18 protein-coding genes and 1 tRNA gene are annotated in these 21,607 nt (G+C 61.3%); 8 read left to right on the top strand and 11 right to left on the bottom strand.

The genetic code is table 11. The features are described 5' to 3' along the window. The first annotated feature begins 124 nt into the window (after nucleotides 1-124). The gene (locus tag AADA04_RS01945) at nucleotides 125-2,701 is read left to right on the top strand and encodes a TonB-dependent receptor (protein ID WP_340691546.1); all 2,577 of its coding nucleotides are present in this window, start codon (nucleotides 125-127) and stop codon (nucleotides 2,699-2,701) included. Nucleotides 2,702-2,769: 68 nt separating this feature from the next. On the opposite strand, the gene purB is transcribed toward AADA04_RS01945, so the two are convergent. After that, the gene (gene purB / locus AADA04_RS01940) at nucleotides 2,770-4,068 is read right to left on the bottom strand and encodes an adenylosuccinate lyase (RefSeq protein WP_340691545.1); all 1,299 of its coding nucleotides are present in this window, start codon (nucleotides 4,066-4,068) and stop codon (nucleotides 2,770-2,772) included. A gap of 184 nt (nucleotides 4,069-4,252) precedes the next feature. On the opposite strand from purB, the gene AADA04_RS01935 reads away from it, so the two are divergent. Together AADA04_RS01935 and AADA04_RS01930 are read left to right on the top strand one after the other, a co-directional pair. After that, entirely contained in the window at nucleotides 4,253-5,218 is a 966-nt protein-coding gene (locus AADA04_RS01935; protein WP_340691544.1) for a peptidoglycan-binding domain-containing protein, read from the top strand. Between the two features lie 111 nt (nucleotides 5,219-5,329). Further along, nucleotides 5,330-5,977 (top strand): VIT family protein, encoded by a 648-nt coding sequence (locus AADA04_RS01930; protein ID WP_340691543.1) that lies wholly within the window; start codon nucleotides 5,330-5,332, stop codon nucleotides 5,975-5,977. A gap of 79 nt (nucleotides 5,978-6,056) precedes the next feature. On the opposite strand, the gene AADA04_RS01925 is transcribed toward AADA04_RS01930, so the two are convergent. Next, nucleotides 6,057-7,277, bottom strand: a complete 1,221-nt coding sequence (locus AADA04_RS01925; protein WP_340691542.1) for an NADP-dependent isocitrate dehydrogenase — start codon at nucleotides 7,275-7,277, stop codon at nucleotides 6,057-6,059. Nucleotides 7,278-7,354: 77 nt separating this feature from the next. Here AADA04_RS01925 and AADA04_RS01920 point away from each other — a divergent pair, with 77 nt between their 5' ends. Beyond that, nucleotides 7,355-8,140: a TrmH family RNA methyltransferase gene (locus AADA04_RS01920; protein ID WP_340691541.1), complete on the top strand. Its 786-nt coding sequence runs from the start codon at nucleotides 7,355-7,357 to the stop codon at nucleotides 8,138-8,140. 2 nt (nucleotides 8,141-8,142) lie between these two features. Here the strand turns inward: AADA04_RS01920 and AADA04_RS01915 are convergent, their stop codons facing one another. Further along, the gene (locus AADA04_RS01915) at nucleotides 8,143-8,907 is read right to left on the bottom strand and encodes a crotonase/enoyl-CoA hydratase family protein (RefSeq protein ID WP_340691540.1); all 765 of its coding nucleotides are present in this window, start codon (nucleotides 8,905-8,907) and stop codon (nucleotides 8,143-8,145) included. Between the two features lie 159 nt (nucleotides 8,908-9,066). Here AADA04_RS01915 and AADA04_RS01910 point away from each other — a divergent pair, with 159 nt between their 5' ends. Both AADA04_RS01910 and AADA04_RS01905 read left to right on the top strand, forming a co-directional pair. After that, nucleotides 9,067-10,260, top strand: coding sequence for an acyl-CoA dehydrogenase family protein (locus AADA04_RS01910; RefSeq protein WP_340691539.1), 1,194 nt, complete (start codon nucleotides 9,067-9,069; stop codon nucleotides 10,258-10,260). A 13-nt stretch (nucleotides 10,261-10,273) separates the two neighbouring features. Further along, nucleotides 10,274-11,323, top strand: a complete 1,050-nt coding sequence (locus AADA04_RS01905) for an acyl-CoA dehydrogenase family protein (RefSeq protein WP_340691538.1) — start codon at nucleotides 10,274-10,276, stop codon at nucleotides 11,321-11,323. On the opposite strand, the gene AADA04_RS01900 is transcribed toward AADA04_RS01905, so the two are convergent. After that, the gene (locus AADA04_RS01900; protein WP_340691537.1) at nucleotides 11,324-13,696 is read right to left on the bottom strand and encodes a transketolase; all 2,373 of its coding nucleotides are present in this window, start codon (nucleotides 13,694-13,696) and stop codon (nucleotides 11,324-11,326) included. A gap of 121 nt (nucleotides 13,697-13,817) precedes the next feature. Beyond that, nucleotides 13,818-14,759: a LysR family transcriptional regulator gene (locus AADA04_RS01895; protein WP_340691536.1), complete on the bottom strand. Its 942-nt coding sequence runs from the start codon at nucleotides 14,757-14,759 to the stop codon at nucleotides 13,818-13,820. 225 nt (nucleotides 14,760-14,984) lie between these two features. On the opposite strand from AADA04_RS01895, the gene AADA04_RS01890 reads away from it, so the two are divergent. Together AADA04_RS01890 and AADA04_RS01885 are read left to right on the top strand one after the other, a co-directional pair. Beyond that, on the top strand, nucleotides 14,985-15,440 hold the full coding sequence (locus AADA04_RS01890) for a hypothetical protein (RefSeq protein ID WP_340691535.1): 456 nt from the start codon (nucleotides 14,985-14,987) through the stop codon (nucleotides 15,438-15,440). Beyond that, entirely contained in the window at nucleotides 15,437-16,066 is a 630-nt protein-coding gene (locus tag AADA04_RS01885; RefSeq protein ID WP_340691534.1) for an N-acetyltransferase, read from the top strand. Before AADA04_RS01890 ends, AADA04_RS01885 begins: the two co-directional genes overlap by 4 nt. 2 nt (nucleotides 16,067-16,068) lie before the next feature. Here the strand turns inward: AADA04_RS01885 and AADA04_RS01880 are convergent, their stop codons facing one another. The 6 genes from AADA04_RS01880 to AADA04_RS01855 form a co-directional block, all read right to left on the bottom strand. Further along, nucleotides 16,069-17,838, bottom strand: coding sequence for a glycoside hydrolase family 15 protein (locus AADA04_RS01880; RefSeq protein ID WP_340691533.1), 1,770 nt, complete (start codon nucleotides 17,836-17,838; stop codon nucleotides 16,069-16,071). Then, entirely contained in the window at nucleotides 17,835-18,536 is a 702-nt protein-coding gene (otsB, locus tag AADA04_RS01875) for a trehalose-phosphatase (RefSeq protein ID WP_340691532.1), read from the bottom strand. The genes AADA04_RS01880 and otsB overlap by 4 nt, the downstream gene beginning before the upstream one ends. A 38-nt stretch (nucleotides 18,537-18,574) precedes the next feature. Beyond that, complete coding sequence (locus AADA04_RS01870) at nucleotides 18,575-19,972, bottom strand: trehalose-6-phosphate synthase (RefSeq protein ID WP_340691531.1); 1,398 nt, start codon at nucleotides 19,970-19,972, stop codon at nucleotides 18,575-18,577. A gap of 213 nt (nucleotides 19,973-20,185) precedes the next feature. Then, nucleotides 20,186-20,260, bottom strand: a tRNA-Phe gene (locus tag AADA04_RS01865). Nucleotides 20,261-20,316: 56 nt separating this feature from the next. Then, nucleotides 20,317-20,538: a DNA gyrase inhibitor YacG gene (yacG, locus tag AADA04_RS01860; protein ID WP_340691530.1), complete on the bottom strand. Its 222-nt coding sequence runs from the start codon at nucleotides 20,536-20,538 to the stop codon at nucleotides 20,317-20,319. Then, nucleotides 20,535-21,607 (bottom strand): ribonuclease E/G (locus tag AADA04_RS01855; RefSeq protein ID WP_340691529.1); only part of this gene is annotated, 1,073 nt, incomplete at its 5' end. The genes yacG and AADA04_RS01855, both read right to left, overlap by 4 nt.

The raw sequence follows: 21,607 nt of genomic DNA, 5'->3' as shown, positions 1-21,607 counted from the left end.
CGAGGCGTGTGCCATCCCGGCACTTTCATTTTGGGCCAGACACGGACGCAGCCAATTGAAGGCGTCCATTTCACGCCAAGCTAGGTTTAGAAAAATGCACAATAATTCCGCCAGATATAAATGGTTGCTGTCGACAGCAATCCTTCTCGCTTTGGCCCCGATGGTGGTCGCCCAGGAGGCGACAGCTCCGGCAGAAACGCCCGAAGACAGCCGAACACTCCAGACCGTGGTCGTACGCGGTCAATTCATTCCCGAGCCCCAGCGCGAGACATCCCAGGTAGCGACGTTCCTGTCCACTGAGGACCTTGCGCGTCAAGGCGACTCCAATGCAGCGCTCGCCCTGACCCGGTTGAGCGGCCTGAGTATTGTCTCCGGGCGCTTTGCCTTCGTGCGCGGCCTGGGTGACCGATACTCGTCGGCCTTGCTCAATGGGTCACCGCTGCCCAGCCCTGAGCCCTTGCGGCGCACAGTGCCGCTCGACCTGTTCCCATCCAGCGTCCTGGCCGGCGCATCTGTCCAGAAAACATTTTCGGCAAACTATCCGGGCGAATTCGGCGGCGGTGTGATCGACCTTCAAACACTTCGCCAGCCGGCAGACAATTTCCTGACGGTAAAGGCCGGTATTTCGGCGAATACCGAAACCAGCGGCTCCGATGGATTGTTTGTCAATGGGGGCGATCTTGACTGGTCCGGATATGATGATGGTCTTCGGGACATCCCGGGACCGTTGTCAGCGGTACTGTCTTCTGGCGAACGCCTGGGCGACCAAAGCGCGGCACAGATCGAGGCCATCGGCGAGAGCCTGGTCAACTCGCCTTTGTCCGTCATCCAGCAAGGCGAACTGGATCCTGATTGGAACGGGTCGGTGGAGGGTGGCCTGATCCTCGACAAGGGCCAGTACGATATCGGCCTGATCGGTGTTGTCGGATTCGACTCGGGATGGACAACCAAAGATGCCACGCGGCAGTTCGTCGAGGCCGGTGTGATCGGCAGCGACCAGAACCAGTTCTCGACGACATATGATGCCACCCTGAACGCGCTTGGCTCGGGATCGATCGGTTGGGGAGAGAACGAGATCCAGGCGACTCTGTTCTATGTCCACACGACCTCGAAAACGGCGGAAATCACGACGGGCACAGATTTCAATGCCCCGGGTGCCACGGGCGAGATTCATGATGAGTCAAGCGGGTGGTTCGAGCGTGAGCTAAGCTTCGGACAGCTTCGCGGAGATCACAAGGTTGGTGACTTGGACCTGAGCTGGCGCGGCGCCTATGCGGTGTCGACGCGCGATGCGCCATATGACCGATCATTGCGGCGCAGTCCCGATGCGGACGGTGTGCCCCTGTATTCCACAGCAAACAACTATGGCATCGTGTTCTCGAACCTGGAGGACACGATCGCAAGTGTGGGCGCGGATGCAAAATATACTGTAGACATTGGCGACGCGCGTGAACTGGTTATGTCGGGCGGTTTCGACATCGCCTCGACCGACCGCACCTATGACTACCTGTCCCTGCGGTTTGTCGGTGGCAACGCGTTGCCAGCCGATGTGCAAGCGGCGCGTCCTGACTACTTGTTCTCGCCTGACAATATCGATCCTGCCCGGTTCGTCCTTCAGGAGGTTGTGACGCCCAACGACTCCTATTCGGGGGCGCTCGACGTGAATGCGTTCTACGTGCAGACGGAAATCGACTTGCTGGACTATGTTCGCGGCACGCTGGGCTTTCGGTACGAAGATGCCGAGCAGACCGTGAAGACGTTTGACCGGTTCGGAAACCCGGGAGCAGGGGACGTCAACCTGAGCAATGATTATATCCTGCCGGCGCTGACGCTGACATGGAATTTTGCGGACGATCTCCAGTTGCGAGCCGGTTATTCGCAGACGATTGCCCGCCCGCAATTTCGCGAACTGGCGCTGTCATCCTTCATCGATCCGGAGACAGATCGCACCTATCGCGGCAATAGCGGTCTTGTGGACAGTGAACTGACGAACTATGACGCACGCCTGGAATACTATATCGGGCGTAACCAGTTCGTGACGCTGGGTGGCTTCTACAAAGAAATAAAGAACCCGATCGAGGAAGTGCAGTATTCCACGGCCTCCTTCGTTTTCGAGACGACGTTCATCAACAGTCCGAAGGCAGACCTGTATGGTGCGGAGCTTGAGTACAGGACCAATTTCAGCATGCCGATATCCAATCCCTGGATGGATGCGCGTGAATGGATGTTTTCGGCGAACTACACCTACACCGCGTCGGAGGTGAAGGCTGCAGAGAGTGACAAGGTGTTCGACCCGATTTCGCGTTCGCTCCGTGATGCAGCCCTGTTCGGGCTGGACGGGTCCGACCTGCAGGGCACGCCGGAAAACATCCTGAATGCCCAGTTCGGCTGGCAAAGCGATGTTGACCAGATGACGCTCCTCGTCGGCTGGGTGGATGACCGTATCCTGCAACGCGGTTTCGGAATCGGCGCTGCCGCGCTGCCGGACGTGGTGGAGGAACCCGGTGTGCAGCTGGACCTGGTGTATAATCGTGACTTCATGCTTGGCGGGCACGAACTGTCACTGGGCCTGAAGGGGCGTAACCTGCTCGGCGAAAAGCACTCCGAGTACCAGATGTCCGAAGGCGGTCTTGGGCGGACCGAGTTCAACACCTATGAGCGCGGAACGACCTTTTCAGCCAGCCTGTCCACGACCTTTTAATGACGACCTGATGCAAAAAGCCCGGCAGACCTGGTCTGCCGGGCTTTTCGTTTTTATTGGGTGAGCGCTCAGGCGGCCCCGAATACGCGTTCGAAAATCGTGTCGACGTGCTTGAAATGGTATTCAAGGTCGAACAGCGCCTCCAGTTCGGCATCGGTCAGCTTGCCGGTCACATCAGGATCGGCTTTGAGCAGGTCCAGAAGGTTGCCTTCGCCGCGCCATGTGCGCATCGCATTGCGCTGGACCAGGCTGTAGGAGTCCTCACGGCTGACACCGTGCTCAACGAGCGCGAGCAGGATGCGCTGGGAGTTGTGCAGACCACCCATGCTCTCGATCGTGCGGAGCATGTTCTCTGGATAAATAACGAGGTTTTCGACCACGCCGGCGAGGCGGTGGAGCGCAAAATCGAGATGGATCGTGGCGTCAGGGCCGATGCCGCGCTCGACGGACGAATGCGAGATGTCACGCTCATGCCACAGGGCGACATTTTCGAGCGCCGGAGTCACCGCAGAGCGGACGAGCCGGGCGAGGCCGGTCAGGTTCTCTGTCAGGACAGGATTGCGCTTGTGCGGCATCGCCGACGAGCCTTTCTGGCCGGGCGAGAAGAACTCTTCGGCTTCCAGCACTTCGGTGCGCTGCAGATGGCGCACTTCGGTAGCCAGACGCTCGACGGACGATGCGATCACACCGAGGACCGCGAAATACATGGCATGCCGGTCGCGCGGGATGATTTGCGTCGAGACCGGTTCGATCGTGAGGCCCAACTTCTCCGCGACGTGGGCTTCGATGGCGGGATCAATATTGGCGAACGTGCCGACGGCGCCGGAGATGGCGCATGTGGCGACTTCTTCGCGTGCCAGCAGAAGGCGCGTGCGGGCACGCTGGAATTCGGCGTGGAACGTCGCCAGCTTGATGCCGAACGTGGTGGGTTCCGCATGGATGCCATGGCTACGACCGATCGTCGGGGTCAGCTTGTGTTCGCGGGCACGCGTTTCCAGTGCTTCGAGGACACGGTCCAGTCCTGTCTGGAGCAGGTCGGCTGCGCGCACGAGCTGGACGCTGAGGCAGGTGTCCAGCACGTCCGAGGAGGTCATGCCCTTGTGCAGGAAGCGGGCTTCGTCGCCGACATGTTCTGCAACATTTGTCAGGAACGCGATGACGTCATGCTTCACTTCGCGTTCGATGGCGTCGATACGGTCGACTTCGAAAGCGCCGCGCTCGCGCACGGCCTTCGTGACGCCTTCCGGGATCAGGCCGAGGTTTTCCATGGCTTCGGCGGCGAGTGTCTCGATCTCGAGCCAGATGCCGAAGCGCGTTTCCGGTGACCAGATTTCAGCCATTTCGGGTCGTGTATATCTCGGGATCATGTCGTGCCTCGCTACTTGAAACGCCCGTATAGCCCGGAATCGGCTGAATGCCAGTGCCACCGCGCCGCACGGCCCGGGTGGCGTACGGGTCGAACAGGCTGGCCGGTCCCAGCTTGGTGGGGTAAAACACATCTGGACGCCGAAAGGTATGGCAGGCTGCCGAATGCAGCGAAGGGGGATGACCATGACGAAACTGATGTTCATATCGGCAGCTGCATTGGCAATGGCAGGACTGGCTGTCGCCCAGAATGCCACGGATTATCCGCCGAGTGCTGACGCCGGCTCGTGTTTCGCACGCGTGTTGATTCCGGAAGCGACCGAAGTGGTAACGGAGCAGGTGCCCGCGACGCCGGAGCGGGCCGAAATCACGGTCATCCCAGCCGTCTACGAGACCTATACCCAGGAGGTCATGGTCAGGGAGGCGACGACATCCTTCACCGTTATTCCCACCGAATACGTCACCAAGACAGAACAGATCCTGGAAGCGCCGGAGCGGATCGACACCGTGGTGATTCCGGCCGAATTCGAGACTTACACGGAAAAGGTGCTGATCCGTCCGGCCTATACGACGTGGAAACCGGGCGCGGGACTCTACGGAGTCAATGTGATCGCCGCGAAGGCCGATAGCGATTCCGCCTTATCGACCGGTGAATTGCTGTGCCGGGTGGAGGTGCCTGCCCAATATGATGAGGTGGCGCGCACGCGGCTCGTGCATCAGGAGCGAACGGAAACCAAGGTGATCCCGGCGAAATACAGAACGCTGAAAAAGGACGTCGTGAACACGCCTGCGCGGATCGTGGAAGAAGCGGTTCCTGCCGTCTACGAGACGATCACCCTGCAGAAGCTCGTATCGCCGGCCCAAGAGCAGACGACAGTCATCCCGGCGACGTATCGCACCGTCGAAAAACGCGTGGTGACGGGGGGCGGCAGCGTCGAATGGCGCGAGGTGCTTTGCGACACCAATGCATCACCTGCCAAGATCGTCGAAGTCCAGAAGGCTTTGTCGGCCAAGGGGTTCAAGGTTCCAGCTGATGGCGATTTCGGGCCAGCGACCTACAGGGCGATGGAAGCCTATCAGCGCGCCAACGGATTGCCGGTCGGGTACCTGACGGTCGCTACGGTGGAATCTCTCGGCGTCTCGGCCGACTAGGCACGTTCAAGTGGCCCGTTTTGGGCTTAGCTTTCCATATCCAAACAAAGGACACTCATGGCTCGTTCACCTTTTCACAAAGAGCGCCACCAGCTATCGCGGATAGGATGGATGCGGGCAGCTGTACTGGGCGCGAATGACGGCATTGTTTCGACAGCCAGCCTCATCATTGGTGTGGCGGCCGCAGAAGCCGCGCAAGGCGAAATCCTCATCGCGGGCGTTGCGGCGCTCGTCGCCGGGGCGATGTCCATGGCGGCTGGCGAATATGTGTCGGTAAGTTCACAGTCAGACGCCGAACAGGTGGAGCTCGCCAAGGAGCGCCAGGAGCTGATTGACATGCCCGAGGCGGAGCATGCTGAACTGGCCGGTATCTATGAGGAACGCGGCCTGAACCCGGAGACGGCGCGCGAGGTGGCGAGCCAGCTGATGGCCAAAGACCCGCTCCGCGCTCATGCACGCGACGAGCTTGGCATTACCGACCTGTCCGTTGCGAGACCCATTCAGGCCGCGATTTCGTCGGCCCTGTCGTTTTCGGTGGGGGCTGCCCTGCCACTCGCATTGGTCTGGCTGGTTCCATTGCACGCGTTGGTGCCTGCGGAAGCCGTGGCGTCGCTCATCTTCCTTGCGCTGCTCGGAGCTATTGGTGCGCGGGCCGGCGGGGCGAGTACCTGGAAGCCGATGCTTCGCGTGACCTTCTGGGGCGCTCTGGCAATGGCGATCACAGCGGGGATCGGGCACATGGTCGGCGGCGTGGTCTGAACCGGTCTGCGCGAGCACAAAAAACCCCGGCACCGCAAGGCGCCGGGGTTTTGCATTTTAGCTATCTGAAGCGCGAGCCTCAGGCCTTGGCCATCTCGGCTTTGAGGTTGTCCGAGACCTTCTCGATGAAGCCTTCGGTCGTCAGCCATTCCTGGTCCGGACCAACGAGGAGGGCGAGGTCCTTGGTCATGAAGCCGGCTTCGACCGTTTTCACGATGGTTTCTTCAAGCGTCTTGGCGAAGGCCTGCACGTCCGGCGTGCCGTCCATGCGTCCGCGATGGCTGAGACCTTGCGTCCACGCATAGATCGAGGCGATAGAGTTGGTCGATGTCGCTTCGCCCTTCTGGTGGTTGCGGTAGTGGCGCGTAACCGTGCCGTGAGCCGCTTCGGCTTCGACCGTGTTGCCATCGGGGGTCATCAGGACGGAGGTCATCAGGCCGAGCGAGCCGTAGCCCTGGGCCACGGTGTCGGACTGTACGTCGCCATCATAGTTCTTACAGGCCCAGACATAGCCGCCGGACCATTTCATGGCGGCTGCGACCATGTCGTCGATCAGGCGATGCTCGTAGGTGCCGCCGAATGCCTTGAACTTGTCTGCAAATTCCGCGTCGAAGATTTCCTGAAACAGGTCCTTGAATCGGCCGTCATAGGCCTTGAGGATCGTGTTCTTGGTCGACAGGTAGACCGGCCACTTGCGCTGAAGGCCATAGTTGAAGGTGGCGCGGGCGAAGTCGCGGATCGACTGGTCGAGATTGTACATGCCCATGGCGATACCGGCCGACGGAAAGTCGAAAATATCATATTCCTGGGAGTCCGAACCGTCGAATGCTTCCCATTTCATGGTCAGCTTGCCCTTGCCGGGCACGAGGAAGTCGGTCGCCTTGTACTGGTCTCCGAAAGCGTGACGGCCGATGACGACGGGCTTGGTCCAGCCGGGAACAAGGCGCGGGACGTTGGAAATCACGATCGGCTCGCGAAAGACAACGCCGCCGAGAATGTTGCGGATCGTGCCGTTCGGGCTGCGCCACATCTTCTTGAGTTTGAACTCTTCAACGCGCTGTTCGTCGGGCGTGATGGTCGCGCACTTGACGGCGACGCCGTATTTCTTGGTGGCTTCGGCAGCATCAACGGTGATCTGGTCGTCGGTTTCATCGCGCTTCTGGATCGACAGGTCGTAATACTTCAGATCGATATCCAGGTAGGGATGGATCAGCTTGTCCTTGATGAGCTGCCAGATGATGCGGGTCATTTCGTCCCCGTCCATCTCGACAATCGGGTTCTTGACCTTGATCTTCGCCATGTTTTGTAATCCTTGCGGTTGAAGCTATTGGAGTGCGCTATAGCAGAGCGGCAGGCCGCGTCAAAACAGGTTCCTTCATGTCAGAACAGCGCAGACCCTGCGTCATCCTCCATTCCCCGCAACTTGGCGAAAACATTGGCGCTGCGGCGCGGGTGATGCGCAATTTCGGTTTGACCGACCTTCGCCTGGTCGCGCCGCGCGATGGCTGGCCGAATCCGGCGGCGGACACGATGTCGGCCGGCGCGTTCGATGCAGGCGTGAACGTGAAAGTGTATGAAACACTACAGGATGCGCTGGAGGGGGTGACTTATCTCGTCGCCGCGACCGCGCGGATGCGGGGAATCGAGAAGCGCGTGGTGGATGCCGCTGGTGCTGCGGAGGTGGTGTATGGGCGGGCCGTGGGCGGTGCGGGTGTGGCAGGGGTGATGTTCGGGGGGGAGAAGTCCGGCCTGCCGAACGAGGCCGTGGCCCTGTCCGACCTTCTGATGACCTATCCGGTCGATCGTGACTTCAAGAGCCTGAACCTGGCACAAGCTGTCTGCGTGTTTGCGCACGAATGGGGCAAGCTGAACGCAGCGGAAAATCCGTCGGTTATTTCTGCGCAGAGCCCTGTCACAGCGATTTCAGGAGACGGGGTGCCGTCGACTCGGGATGACGTGTTCCGGATGTTTGAGCATTTCGAGGCGGAACTGGAGCGGGCGGGATACTTCTTCCCGCCGGAAAAGACGCCGCTGATGAAGGACAATCTCCGCTCAGCCCTGGTCCGGGCGGACTGGACCGAGCAGGAGGTGCAGACTTTCCGCGGCGCGATCAAGGCGCTGGCCCTCGGCCGCGGAAAGGCACGTGTTGTTCGGGAGGACTAGGCTTACTTGCCTTTCCAGACAGGGGCGCGTTTCTCGATGAAAGCGCGCGGGCCTTCCTTGAAATCCTCGGTGCCGACGAGGCCTGCGAAGGCCGCTCCGCTGGCTTTCCAGAGTTCTTCGTCCGATTTTTTCAGGGCATCGGCCGCGACGGAGCGGCTGGCCTGAACGGCGAGTGGTGCGTTGGCGATGATGCGGTCGGCCAGCTTCGTGGCTTCGGCCATCACCTCGGCTTCGGGCGCGACCTTGTTGACCATGCCCAGTTCATACGCACGTTGTGCCGGCAGCGGATCGCCGGTCAGGATGACTTCGAGAGCCATTGGCATGCCGATCACGCGGGGCAGGCGAAAGAGGCCGCCAGCTGCTGCGGCGAGCGAGCGCTTGACTTCCGGCAGGCCGAAATTGGTGGTGTCGGCGCAGATGATCATGTCGCAGGAGAGGGCAATCTCGGTGCCGCCAGCCAAGGCGCTGCCTGTGATCGCGGCAATCAGCGGCTTGGTGCGCTCGCGTTTCACAATACCGGCAAAGCCGCCTTTTTTCGTGCCGAGGGCGCCGCCATTGCCAGCGTTGATCTCTTTCAGGTCGGCCCCGGCGCAGAAGGCCTTGCCATTGGCGGTGAGGATGGCGACCCAGAGTTCGGGGTCGTCTTCGAACCGGTCGAGCGCGTGTTCGATACCCGTTGCCATCACGCCGTTGATGGCGTTGCGGGCTTCGGGACGATTGAGCGTGATGATGGCCATATGGCCGCGGACTTCATATTCGACTGACATAGGGACGTTCCTCCAAGAGTGATTTTTTCCAGAATAGGGACCCTTACGCCACGTCCAGCAAGCAGAAAGACGCGAATGGGCCGGAAAGGGCAGAGTTCCTCTTGGCAGCCCCAAGGGAAGGCCTGCCAGTGTCGGTAAAAATCAGGGAGCCCGTCCACAATGGATCTTTCACTCAGCCCGGAATATGAAGCCTTCCGCAAGGAAGTGGCCGAGATTCTTTCTGCCAACGCCCATTTGGCCCCCACGCCCGACGACCGGGGCATGAAAAACCCGAAACGGCAGGCGTGGCAGAAACTGCTTATTGAGAACGGCCTCGCGGCGCGGACAATTCCCACGGAATATGGTGGCTTTGGCGCAGAACCGGACATTCTGAAGTCCCGCATTATTGCCGAGGAGTTCGCGCGCACGGGCTTGCCACGCGCGATGTCGAACCAGGGCATCTCGATGCTGGTGCCGACCTTGCTGGAACTGGGCACGCCGGAACAGAAGGCGGCCTATATCCGTCCGACCCTGTATGGCGAAATGATCTGGTGCCAGGGCTATTCCGAACCCGGCGCAGGCTCTGACCTTGCGGCGCTTCGGACGGCGGCGGTGTCGGATGGCGACGACTATGTCATCAATGGCAGCAAGATCTGGACGTCGACCGCCAAGCAGGCCGACATGATCTTCTGTCTCGTGCGCACCGACCCGACCGCGAAGAAGCATGAAGGCATTTCCTACATCCTGTTCTCAATGGAGACGCCGGGGATCGAAGTTCGCCCGCTAGTCGATATGACTGGTGCGGCGAATTTCAACGAAGTGTTCTTCACTGATGTGCGCGTGCCGAAGAGCGGCATCGTGTTTGCCGAGAACAAGGGCTGGCAGGTCGCCAATGCCACGCTGACTCATGAGCGCGGCATGCTGGGTGACCCGAATGCCACCAAGGCGCGGCTGGTGGAACTGGTCGAGCTGATGAAGCGTGAGACGGTGAACGGCGAGCGACTGATCGACAATCCCTTGTTGCGGGACCGGTTGCTGAAGCTGCAAGGCGAAGTCTATGCGATGCAGGCGAACGGCCTGCGCATCACGACGCATCGCCTGAAGAAGGAGGGTGCCGGCCTTGCTGGACTGGTCGTGAAGCTGATGGGCTGTGAGCTCAATCACGAGATCGCACGCCTCGCCATCGACGCGCTTGGTGAACTGGGCGTGATGTACGAGCAGGGCGAGCATTTGCGCGCGAATGGCTCGTGGCAGGCCCGGTACATGTATGACCTCGGCCTGATCATTGGCGGCGGGACAGCCCAGATACAGAAGAACATCATTGCGGAACGGGGCCTCGGCCTGCCGCGCGAACCCAAACCGGCCAAGGCCTGAGAGGAGAAAACCGATGGAATTTGCACTCTCAGAAGACCAGCGCATGTTGCAGGATAGCCTGAACGGCTTCCTGAAGGATGTTGCGCCGCTGGATACGATCCGCAAGATCGCGACCGGGGACGAAGCCGCGGGTGCAGCTTTGGCTGCGGGCCTCGATGATCTCGGCCTTGCCGGGTTGCACGTGCCTGAAGCGCAGGGTGGCCTCGGGCTTGGCCTGCTGGATGCGTGCCTCGTTCAGGAATCGCTCGGCTATGCGATCGCGCCGAGCCGCTTCCTGGCGACGACGGTGACTGCACACGCGATGCGGCAAGCAGGCGATGATTTCCTGCCGGGCATTGCCTCTGGCGACATCAGGATGGCGCTGGCGCTGACGGAACTGTCGTCGCGCCGTGACGGCGCTGGCGTGGCGGTCGATGGCGACAAGTTGACCGGTACGTCGCTGCTGGCTGTCTCGGCAGAGGGATCAACACACTTGCTGGCGGCAGACACAACAGGCGCGCTGAATCTCGTCGAGACTCCTGCCGCTACGCCCATGCAGACAATCGACCGGACACGGATATTTTCCGAAGTGGTCTTTAGCGGGAACGCCCGCGCCATGTCGCTGAAACCGGATGACGAAGTACTGGCAGCAGCGCGATTGCTGGTTGCAGCGGATACGCTCGGCGCGGCGCAGGCCATGATTGACAAGGCGGTCGCCTATGCCGCCGAGCGCCAGCAGTTTGGCCGCGTGATCGGATCGTTCCAGGCCGTGAAGCATATGTGCGCGGAAATGGCGGCGCGCCTGGAACCATCCAGGGCGCTGATCTGGCATGCCGCGCATGCGCTGGACACAGGCGAGCCGGAAGGCCTTGCGATGGCGACGCTTGCGAAGTCTCACCTTGCCGAAGCGGGCACGTTCATCGCGCGCACGTCGACAGAAGTGCATGGCGGCATGGGCTTCACCGATCTCGTCGGCCTGCACTATTGGTTCAAGCGGATCGGCGTGAACCGGCAATTGTTCGGCAGCCCGGAGCAGACACGTATGGATGCCGCGCGCTTGCAGGGCTGGCTCGAAACAGCCTGATCAGATGACCTTGCCGGGCGAGAGGTGGCTTGCCGCCGAGACGATGGCTTCGGCATCAATCTGGAAGTGGCGGTAAAGGTCACGGATCGTGCCGGTCTGGCCGAAATGCTCGACGCCCAGCGGTGTCGTGGCGTGGCCCTTCACGCCGCCGATCCAGGCGAGCGTGGCCGGATGGCCATCGGTGACAGTGATGAGCGTGCAGTCGCGGGGGACCTGTTCCATCAGGCGCTCGATCTGGCTCTTGGCTGCCTTGTTGCCACGTGCGCGGGCGCGGCGAGCAGCGGTCCAACCTGAATTGAGGCGGTCAGCGGATGTGACGGCGAGAACGCCGATGTCGCGGCGATTATTGCCGATGCGTCCGGCAGCCTTGATCGCTTCGGGCGCGACGCAGCCCTGGTAGGCGATGACGATCTCGCAATTCGGTCCGGGCTTGCGCAGCCAGTAGCCGCCGTCGATGACCCCCTGCCGGAAGCTCTCGTCGTCACGGTCGGACCAGCGGACCTGTTCCAGTTGGCGGGTGGTGAGGCGCAGATAGACCGAGCCGCCGGTCTCGTCGCGCAGCCATGTGCGCTCGTCGGGATCGCCGTCGCCGTCGCGCTGCAAATAGTCGAAGGACCAGTCCATGATGATCGAGAGTTCGTCGAGGAAGGCTGGTTCGAATGAGACGAGGCCGTCCTGGCTCATGCCGATCAGTTGGGCGCCGATCGACTGGTGGGCGCCGCCTTCAGGCGCGAGCGTCACCCCGGAGGGGGTTCCGACAATGATGAAGCGGGCATCCTGATAGCAGGCATAGTTGAGGGCATCGAGACCGCGCGCAATGAACGGGTCGTAGACCGTGCCAATGGGGATGAGGCGCTCGCCAAACAGGGAATGGGAGAGGCCGGCAGCGCCGAGCAGGAGGAAGAGGTTCATCTCGGCAATGCCGAGTTCGATGTGCTGGCCTGCCGGCGAGAACTGCCACTTCTGTGTCGACGGGATCTGCTGGTCGCGGAACGTGTCGCCCCTGACCTCACGGGCGAACAGGCTGCGCCGGTTCACCCAGGGGCCGAGATTGGTCGAGACAGTGACGTCAGGTGAGGTGGTGACGATACGGTCGGCCAGTTCGGATTTCGACTTGGCGAGCGCGTCGAGGATCTTGCCGAAGCCGGCCTGGGTGGACTGGACGTCATCGTCGAGGAAGATCGGGCCGGGACTGGCGACCGTCGGGGCCGTGAAACGGCGCGGGCCGTCTGCGAAGAAGGGAACGTCGCGCAGGAAGGCGTTCAGGGACGCGGGGTCGTCGACACCCGCGATGGGGGCCCATTCCTCACCTTCGGCAATTCCCATCTTTATCTGGAAATCAGCCATCTGGGCCTTGTTCATCAGGCCGGCATGATTGTCCTTGTGGCCAGCGAGGGGCGTGCCCCAGCCCTTGATCGTATAGGCGAGGAAGACGGTGGGCGTATCGTCGGTGACAGAGTCAAAGGCATCGCAGAGGGACTGGATGCACTGGCCGCCGAGATTGTTCATCAGGGCGCCGAGTTCATCATCGCTGCGTCGTTCAAGTAGGGCCGTCACATCGCCCTGGTCGCCAATATCGTTCATCAGGCGGGTGCGCCAGGCCGCGCCACCCCGATAGGTCAGGGCGGAGTAATCGGCATTGGGGCAGGTCTGGATCCAGGTTTTCAGTGTCTCGCCGCCCGGTTCCTCGAAGGCCGCGCGCTGCAGGGCGCCGTGGCGCAGGACCACGGTGCGCCAGCCGAAGGCCTTGAAGATGGCTTCGACCTTTTCCCAGAGTCCTTCATGCACGACACCGTCGAGGCTCTGGCGGTTATAGTCGATCACCCACCATGTGTTGCGCAGGTCGTGCTTCCAGCCTTCCTGCAGGCATTCATAGACGTTGCCTTCGTCGAGTTCGGCGTCACCCACGAGCGCGACCATGCGCCCGAGGGGCCGGTCAGCAGCCCAAGTCTTGGCTTCAAGATAATCCTGGATGATCGAGGCGAAAGCGGTTTCCGCCACGCCGAGGCCGACCGAGCCGGTGGAGAAGTCGACATCGTCGATGTCCTTGGTGCGGCTGGGATAGGATTGCGCGCCGCCATAGCCGCGAAAGTTCTGCAGCTTTTCCAGTGTCTGGTTGCCCATCAGGTAGTGCATGGCGTGGTAGACGGGAGCGGCATGCGGCTTGACGGCGACGCGATCTTCCGGGCGCAGCGTGTGGAAATAAAGCGCGCTCATGATCGACACCATCGAGGCGCAGGAGGCCTGGTGGCCGCCGACCTTTACGTCGTCATCGTGCTTGTCCCGGAGGTGGTTGGCATTGTGGACGGTCCAGGCCGAGAGCCAGAGCAGACGTTGCTCAAGCGTCTTGAGATGGTCGAGATGGCTCGGCATAGGCAAATTCCTGTTCATGGGACCGTGTGACTAGACCTAGCGGGAATGACCGTGCGCGGGAATAGCCAAAACCAAGCTAATTCGTGCTCCATATCTGTTGGAAGAGGCAAGTTATGCCGACCTATTCGCTGGCAGGCGTGTGTCCCGGGCGGGTGAGATTGGCGCGGAACCAGTCAGACTCGGCCGGATCAAATGCCTTGCGCAGCCATTCGACCACAACCTGTCCTCTCGGAATGCGGCGCACGCGTTCCGTATAGGCCATCCAGAACTGGATCGACGCCACTTCCGGCAGGGCAAGCGGCACAAGCTCCGGACAGGCTGCGCCGATATAGGATGGCAGGATGGCGATCCCGCCACCTGCGCGGCAACAGGAAATCAGCGTCGCGGACGAATTGGTAATTAGGGAGAAGGGGATCAATTGCCGCGCGAGGAAGGCCCCGTCGGCCCAACGCTCGGACTGATTCACATATCCCTCGTGCAGCAGGCACCTGTGATGGTGAAAATCTGTCAGGTCGGCAGGCGTGCCGTGCAGATCGAGATAGTCGCGAGAGGCGAAGCAGAGATAGTGGACGATACCCATACGGCGGCCGATCAATTCACTCCGGCTCGGCGGTTCGAACTGAATGGCGATATCTGCTTCATTGTTCAACAGGTCCGGCGGGTGATCGGAAACGGAAAGTGTCAGTTCGATCCCTGGATGGTCCGTGAGGAATTGCGGTATCCGCCGCGCCAGCCAATAGGGCCCCAGACCATCATCTGTGACGAGATGCACCGGGCCTTCATTTGCCGTGTCAGAGTCGCATACATCGTCGTGCGCTGCCGTGACAATATCGGCCATGAGGTTTGCATGGCGCAACAGCATGCGGCCTGCGTCTGTAAGGACAATTCCGCGCGATGACCGCTTTAGCAGTTCGGTCCTGAGGGCCGTTTCGAGTTCGGTTATGCGCCGACTGATCGTGGGCACTGATCCGCCCAGCCTTTCCGCGGCGGCGGACATGCTTCCCAATTCTGCAACGGCCCGGAAGATCCGTATACGGTCCCAATCGAACGACTCCACGCGCATCTGCCTTCCCTTTCACGAGTGTAAGTCCCCGTTTCAGTTTTTGGTAAAGCCACGCAGCAACGCTCGTGGCACCAATCCTATAAATCTGAGTTGTCGATAAGAACAAAAACAATCATAAATGGTGTGTCAGTGGACGGTTCAATAAATCTCGCCAAGGTTGCGTCGAAAGGCGCGGAGTTGGGGTTCAGGCGCGCAACCTTTGCTGAGCTGGAGCAGGGTATTGAGATGGCTGAGCTACTCATGTCGTCCAAGATCGCTACGCCTGATTCGGTTGCTGAAATGGATCGTATCACGGGAATGACGGCGTGGGTAACAGGCGATCCGGTCGATGGAATCTTCCTGACATTGCCCTTGTCGCCGCTTGGCGAGATGGCTGTGCGGGACGGTTCTTACGATCCTGCAAACCCTGACCCGGTGCACCTCTGCGTTGACGGAAAGGGATGCGCGGGATTTTATATCGGCGTGTATGCCGGTGCCACGCGAGACGCGCGCAAGCGCGTAATGACAGCGGCCGCCGTGATGCGTGTTGAACTCTTCAGCGCCTATCCGTGCTTTGCACGCGGGGCGACGGATGACGGAAAGCGATCGATGGCGAGTCTGGGGTTCGCGCCGTGCGAGGGTGGGCTGCCTGACCTGTATGTGCAGGAAGCCCTCGTCCAGGCCCGGAGTGAGGTGGCATGAGAAGCAGGCCGAAGACGGGAGAGCAGGTGCTGTGTCGCCCGGTGCCGGACGGAGCGTTCGAACGCTATACCGCGCGGCCTGTGCGCTCGCTCGATGACTATCAGAAAATGGTGTCCATTCGCGCCGCCGTGTTCATGGCCGAACAGGCCTGCCCCTATGACGAGGAGTTCGATGGCAACGACCTCTGCGCGACGCATTTCCTGGTGTTTGACGGGCCAGATGCTGTCGGCACGCTTCGAATGCGCTGGTTTGCCGGGTTCGCCAAGCTTGAGCGGGTCGTGCTGCTACGGGGACAGAGGGGGCGGCCTGCGCTGCAGGTGATTCTCGCTGAAGCATTCGAATATGCGACGCGAAAGGGCTATCGGTTGATGATTGCGCAGATACAGGCGCGTCTGTGGCCTGTCTGGTCGCGTACGTTCCGGTGCCGGCTTGCTGCGGATCGGCCGCGATTCTGGTTTTCGGATTTCGAATATATCGAAATCGAGATTCCCCTGCCAGAACACCCGCGTGCGCTGGCGCCGGAAAGCGACCCGATGGTGATGATCCGTCCCGAAGGGAATTGGGACGAGCCGGGCGCTCTGGACGCATCCGTTGCGCGGTCCGAACAATCGGACGTGGCGGCCTAGGCCTAGATGACGGATGTCCAGGGCTTGCTGAGCAGTGCGGCGGAATTGATGATACCCACCATGCAATAGGTTTGCGGGAAATTGCCCCACAACTCGCCCGTCACTGGATCGAAATCCTCTGACAGGAGGCCGACATGGTTGCGGCTGGCGAGGACGGACTCGAACATCACGCGCGCCTCGTCGACACGCCCGATCCGGAACAGCGCATCAATGTGCCAGAAGGTGCATGCGGTGAACGCGGTCTTGGGGCGGCCAAAATCGTCTTCGGTCTTGTAGCGATAGACGTGGTTGCCTTCGCGCAGCGTGCTGTCGATGGCTTCGACAGTTGCGATGTAGCGTGCATCGCTGGCCGGCAGGAAACCGATCTCGGCCATCAGCAGGACCGAGGCGTCGAGCGCCTCTCCGCCGAAGGCTGCCGTGAAGGCGCCAACCTCGGCGCTCCAGGCCTTGTCCAGGACGGTTTTGTGAATGATCGCGGCGCGTTCGGCCCAATAGGTCGCCCGATCCGGCAGGCCGAGATATGCCGCGATTTTCGACAGGCGGTCGCAGGCCGCCCAGCACATGATCGCCGAGGATGTGTGCACTTCGGCAATGGTACGGAATTCCCAGATTCCCGCATCCGGCGTGTCGTGCACGGCAAACGCGCGTTCGCCCACGGGCTCGAGCTGCCGGAACTCGGCAATTCCCGGGCGCGAGATCAGGCGGCAATCGAAGAATGATTGCGCAACACCGAGCACGACCTGTCCGTACACGTCGTGCTGGATATGCTCGGCGGCCTGGTTGCCGCGTCGGACCGGGCCGGTATCCCGGAAGCCGGGCAGGTGGGTAGCCTGTTCCTCGGTCAAGTCGGATTCCAGGCCGATGCCATACACCGGCTGGATATGGCCGCCTTTTGACTGGGCGACGATGTTGCGGACCCAGCGCATGTAGTGTTCCAGCGTCCCCATGGCGGACAGGCGGTTGAGCGCGGAGACCGTGAAATAAGCGTCGCGGATCCAGCAGAACCGGTAGTCCCAGTTGCGTTCCGACCCTTCATGCTCGGGAATGGAGGTTGTCAGGGCGGCGACGATGCCGCCGGTTTCCTCGAACACGCAGAGTTTCAGTGTGATCGCCGCGCGGATGGTCGCTTCCTGCCATTCGAAAGGTACCGCCAAGCTGCGGGACCATTTCGTCCAGTATTGCCGAGTCCGCTCTTCCCAGTCGCGGGTGATGACGTCGACCGTGTCGGTGAGAGATTCGTCGGCGCCGAGGACAAAGGATACGTCCTGCTCAAGCAGGAAGCTGGTGCCCGACATGATGTAGGAAACAGGCGCGTCCGTGGTTGCGCGGAAGGCCAGCTCACCATCGGTGAAGCGGATATGGTTGACGCCGCGGACAGACGGGAGCTGACGCGCGCCCCAGTCGGTTTGCGGGGTCAGGGTGATCCGCACGCGCGGGGTCCCGGCGACAATGTGAAAGCGCCGGACGATCGAAGCAGGCCGGAAGACGCGGCCCCGGTTCTCGAAACGTGGCGCAAAGTCGATGATTTCGAGGATGGCGCCATCGTCCGCTTCGAGCCGCGTGCGAAGAATGGAGGTGTTGCTGTCATAGGATTGCGACCGTGATGTCAGGCCATCCATCCAGATGCTGAACTGTCCACCACCGCCGAGCAACTGGTTCAGCACGGGCTCGCCGTCGAAGCGCGGCAGGCAAAGCCACTGATAGTCGCCGCCCGAATTGATCAGGCCAGCGATGGTGCCGTTGCCGACAATGCCCATGTTCAGTCCGCTCATGTGGACGCAAACTCCTTCAGCAATGCGTGCACGTCCTGCACGGAATCCATGTGATGCAGCGCGACGGTAGCACCCTCACCGACCTTGACTGCGATACCGCCTGCCGATTGCGCCGCTGCGAAGGCGTCCTCATCGGTCGTGTCGTCGCCGATCATGACGGGGCGCCGCTCCAGAAAAGGCCTGCTTTGCATAGCGCGCAACAGACAGGCGCCTTTGTTCGCGGCAGATGGCTTGGCTTCGAAGACCATTTTCCCATGCTGCAGGCTATAATCAGCAAACGGTGCAATGGCGTCGGACAGCGCTGATTTGAGTTCCACTTCGACACCGGGCGCAGCGCGATAATGTACGGCGAGCACGGGTCCCTTGGGCTCGAGGCGTACGCCTGCATAAGTGTCGGAAATCTCTGACAAGGCGGCTAAAAGCCCGCTCGGCGCCGCGGTAAGGGACTCTGTTGCCCGTCCGCCGGGCGCAGATGCCCTCAGCCCGTGATTGCCGAAACGCCAGAGGCTGTCGGGAACCCGTCGTGAAAGATCGTCCAGATCACGACCGGACATCACCGCCAAGGCGCCGTCCAGCCGGTGCGCGCAGGCACGCAGGACCTGATCCATGCCTTGCACCAGAAAGACTGTATCCGCGTCATCCTGAAGCCCGGCAAGCGTACCGTCGAAATCGAGAAAGACAGCGTCGTTTGGCGACAAGGAAAAGGTTCTGACAGGGGCCTCAGGCATGTTCTGCACTAATATTGGCCCTCAGCCGTGTCAAACGCTGCCAGGAAGTGCTCACGCCACCAGTTGATGTCCTGCCGGCAAATGCCGTCGTACAGGGCACGCCAGCGTCTCTGGCGTTCTGCGAGTGGCATGTTCAGGGCCGTGCGAACGGCCTCGGCGACGGCGTTGCGATCATGCGGATTGATAATCAGCGCGTCAGTCATCTGATCAGCGGCGCCCGCGAACTGGGAGAGGACGAGCACGCCGGGATCGTCCGGATCCTGCGCCGCGATGTATTCCTTGGCCACAAGGTTCATGCCGTCCTGCAAGGGGGTGACCAGACCGACACGTGCGAGCCGGTAAAGGCCGGCCAGCTCGTCGCGCTCATAGCCGCGGGCGAGGTAGCGGATCGGGATCCAGTCAAGGTCACCATAATCGCCATTGATGCGGCCCGACAGTTCATCAAGCTGCTGGCGCAACTGGGCATATTCCTCGACGACGGACCGTGACGGCGGGGCGATCTGCGTGAAGGATATCTTGCCGTGCAGGTCCGGGTATTTGTCGAACAGCACGGCCATGCCTTCAAAGCGCTGCGGCAGGCCCTTGGAATAGTCCATCCGGTCGACGCCGATGACGAGGTCACGCTCACCGAGAAAACGCGCGAGTTTCCGGGAGGCATCATTGGCCGCCTGGCTCGTGGCGCTGAGGCTGAAGCCCTCGGCGTCGATACCGATCGGGCAGAGGCGAAGCGTGAGGATATGGTCGCCGATCCTGAAGCGCTCGTCATCGAGTTTCTCGGCGCCGATCTCTTCCTGGATGTAGCGCGCGAAATTGGCGCAATCGTGAGAGCTTTGGAGGCCGACAACCTCATAGGCGCACAGGCCCGCAGCCAACGTCAGGTGGTCGGGGATCGACCTGAAAACTTCCGGGGCCGGAAACGGAATGTGAAGGAAGAATCCCGTTCGCCGGTTACACCCGGCATCCTTCAGGAATTTGGCGAGAAGGAAGAAATGGTAATCCTGGACCCAGATGAGGTCGTCCTGCGTTGTCTGGGCGGCGACCACATCGGCGAACTGCCGGTTTATGGCTTTGTAGGCGGCAAAATAGTCGCTGTCGAAGACCGCAAGATCGAGCCGGTTGTGCATGACCGGCCAGAGAACGCTGTTGGCGTAGCCCAGGTAGAAGCCTTCATATTCGGCCTTCGACATGTCGATCAGGGCGAACGAGACGCCGTCTTCATCAACATTGAGAACACGGCGACGGGGCACGTCAAATATCTTGCCGCTCCATCCGATCCACAAGCCGCCCGTTTCGGCGAGTGTGTCCGACAGCGCAACGGCGAGTCCGCCAGCGCGAGGGCTGCCATAGGCGGTCCGGTTCGACACGGCGACCAGACGGGGAGATGATTCGGAATTGTTATTGGTCATGAGGGCACGCTTGGAGGGTACTCATAACAGATGTGCCGGTTCCCGCACACGCGCAGCAAACCGCAGAATTTGACCCGGATGCACGTATTGAAGGCAGCGAGGGGTGAAATACGGTCATTGGGTGCGAAAGCCCATTATCAGGCGCCAGCACCAGATGCGCGGAATGCCTGATGCCCCGGGCAGGGCAGGCTGGCGACCCAATCTGATTTTGAATGGTGCCCGGGGGCGGAATCGAACCACCGACACGCGGATTTTCAATCCGCTGCTCTACCCCTGAGCTACCCGGGCAGGCCAGCAGGGAAGGCGGGTTCTAACCAAGGCAGGCGCGCTTGTCTATCGCGTTTTCAGTCATCGCCCGACAAGTCGTCGAGCGGGCGCCCGCTATCGAGGTTTTCGTCCAGTTCAGCCGGGGCACCCGGGATCGCATATCCGCCCTTCAACCATTGGCCCAGATCGACATCGGCGCAGCGCTTCGAGCAAAATGGCCTGTATTCAGGCGATATCGGCTTCTTGCGGCACTGGGCGCATTTGGGCGTGCTGTTTTCCGGGGAGATGGGCTTGCTCATGTCTGGAATACTTCAGGTTTGGTTTTATCACTGGATAAAATTGTCAATCGGGCACCGAAAGTCTCGTCAAGGCGCGCCTGCAGGTCAAGGCCGCTATCGGACATCCAGTCGAAGGCGCGCAAGGGCAGGGAGAGTGTCAGTTGTGCCATCGGTTGTGCCCGGGCTTCGCGCTGGAGATGGCGCAGGCCTTCAAGGCACAGGGTTTCATCGGTCGGTTCGCCGCTGGAATTGAAAAGCCGGTCAGCTATTGGTGTCTCGCCCCAGGCGACGGAGGCTTCCATCAGGCCGAAAGCGGATGGCGCCAGGGCCTTGGCATGTCTTTGGGAGAGGTCAGCCAACGCCGAGATGAAGCTGTCGCGCAGTTTGAGCCCGGCCTCACGGTTGATCGGCGACACGCAGTCGAGAACGATGGCACCACCAAGATTGCGCAGGCTGATCTGGCGGGCCAGTTCCCGGGCTGCGTCCGTATTGATGCGCAGGGCCCGGGCGGCGGCCCGTCCGCTGTCATTGCGGCCGGACGTGTCGAGATCGACGGCAACAAGCGCGGCGGTGGGCTGGATGCGCAGCGTGCCGCCGCCGGGCAGCGTGACGGTTTCCGAGGTCGCTTCATCGAAGGCCGCCTCGATGTCGGGATCACCGGGGAGGACGTCTTCCTCGGTGAGAGCGGCCGCGCCCGGCAAGGCGGCTTGCCAGCGCGCGGCAGGCGACGGGGTGACGGCCGCGGGGTTGGCGGGCTGTACCCGCGCGAGTTTGCCTTGCCGGGCTTCTGCGACGATTTGCACGGACAAGGTCTGGCCTTCAGTGAAGCCATGCCCTTCGGCGAGCCGAACAAACGCGTCCACGCCGCCGGGAAGGTCGACGAATCCGCCCCCTTGTTTCGGATGGATCGCACGGAGGCGGGCGTCGACGATATCGCCGATATGGGGCCGGGTCGCCGCGTCGCTCCACCGGTCAATCCGCAAAGCGATCGCGCGGCCAGCCTGATCAAAGGCGACACGGCCCCATATCGGCGATATCGTCGACGCCCGCCTCCGTGCGATCCATCCGAAACAAGGGGGCGGATTCGTCG

Origin of the sequence: Hyphomonas sp. (genome assembly GCF_037969335.1) — a bacterium.
In the GTDB taxonomy this organism is placed as follows: domain Bacteria; phylum Pseudomonadota; class Alphaproteobacteria; order Caulobacterales; family Hyphomonadaceae; genus Hyphomonas.
This window is presented reverse-complemented; position numbering and strand designations above follow the sequence as displayed.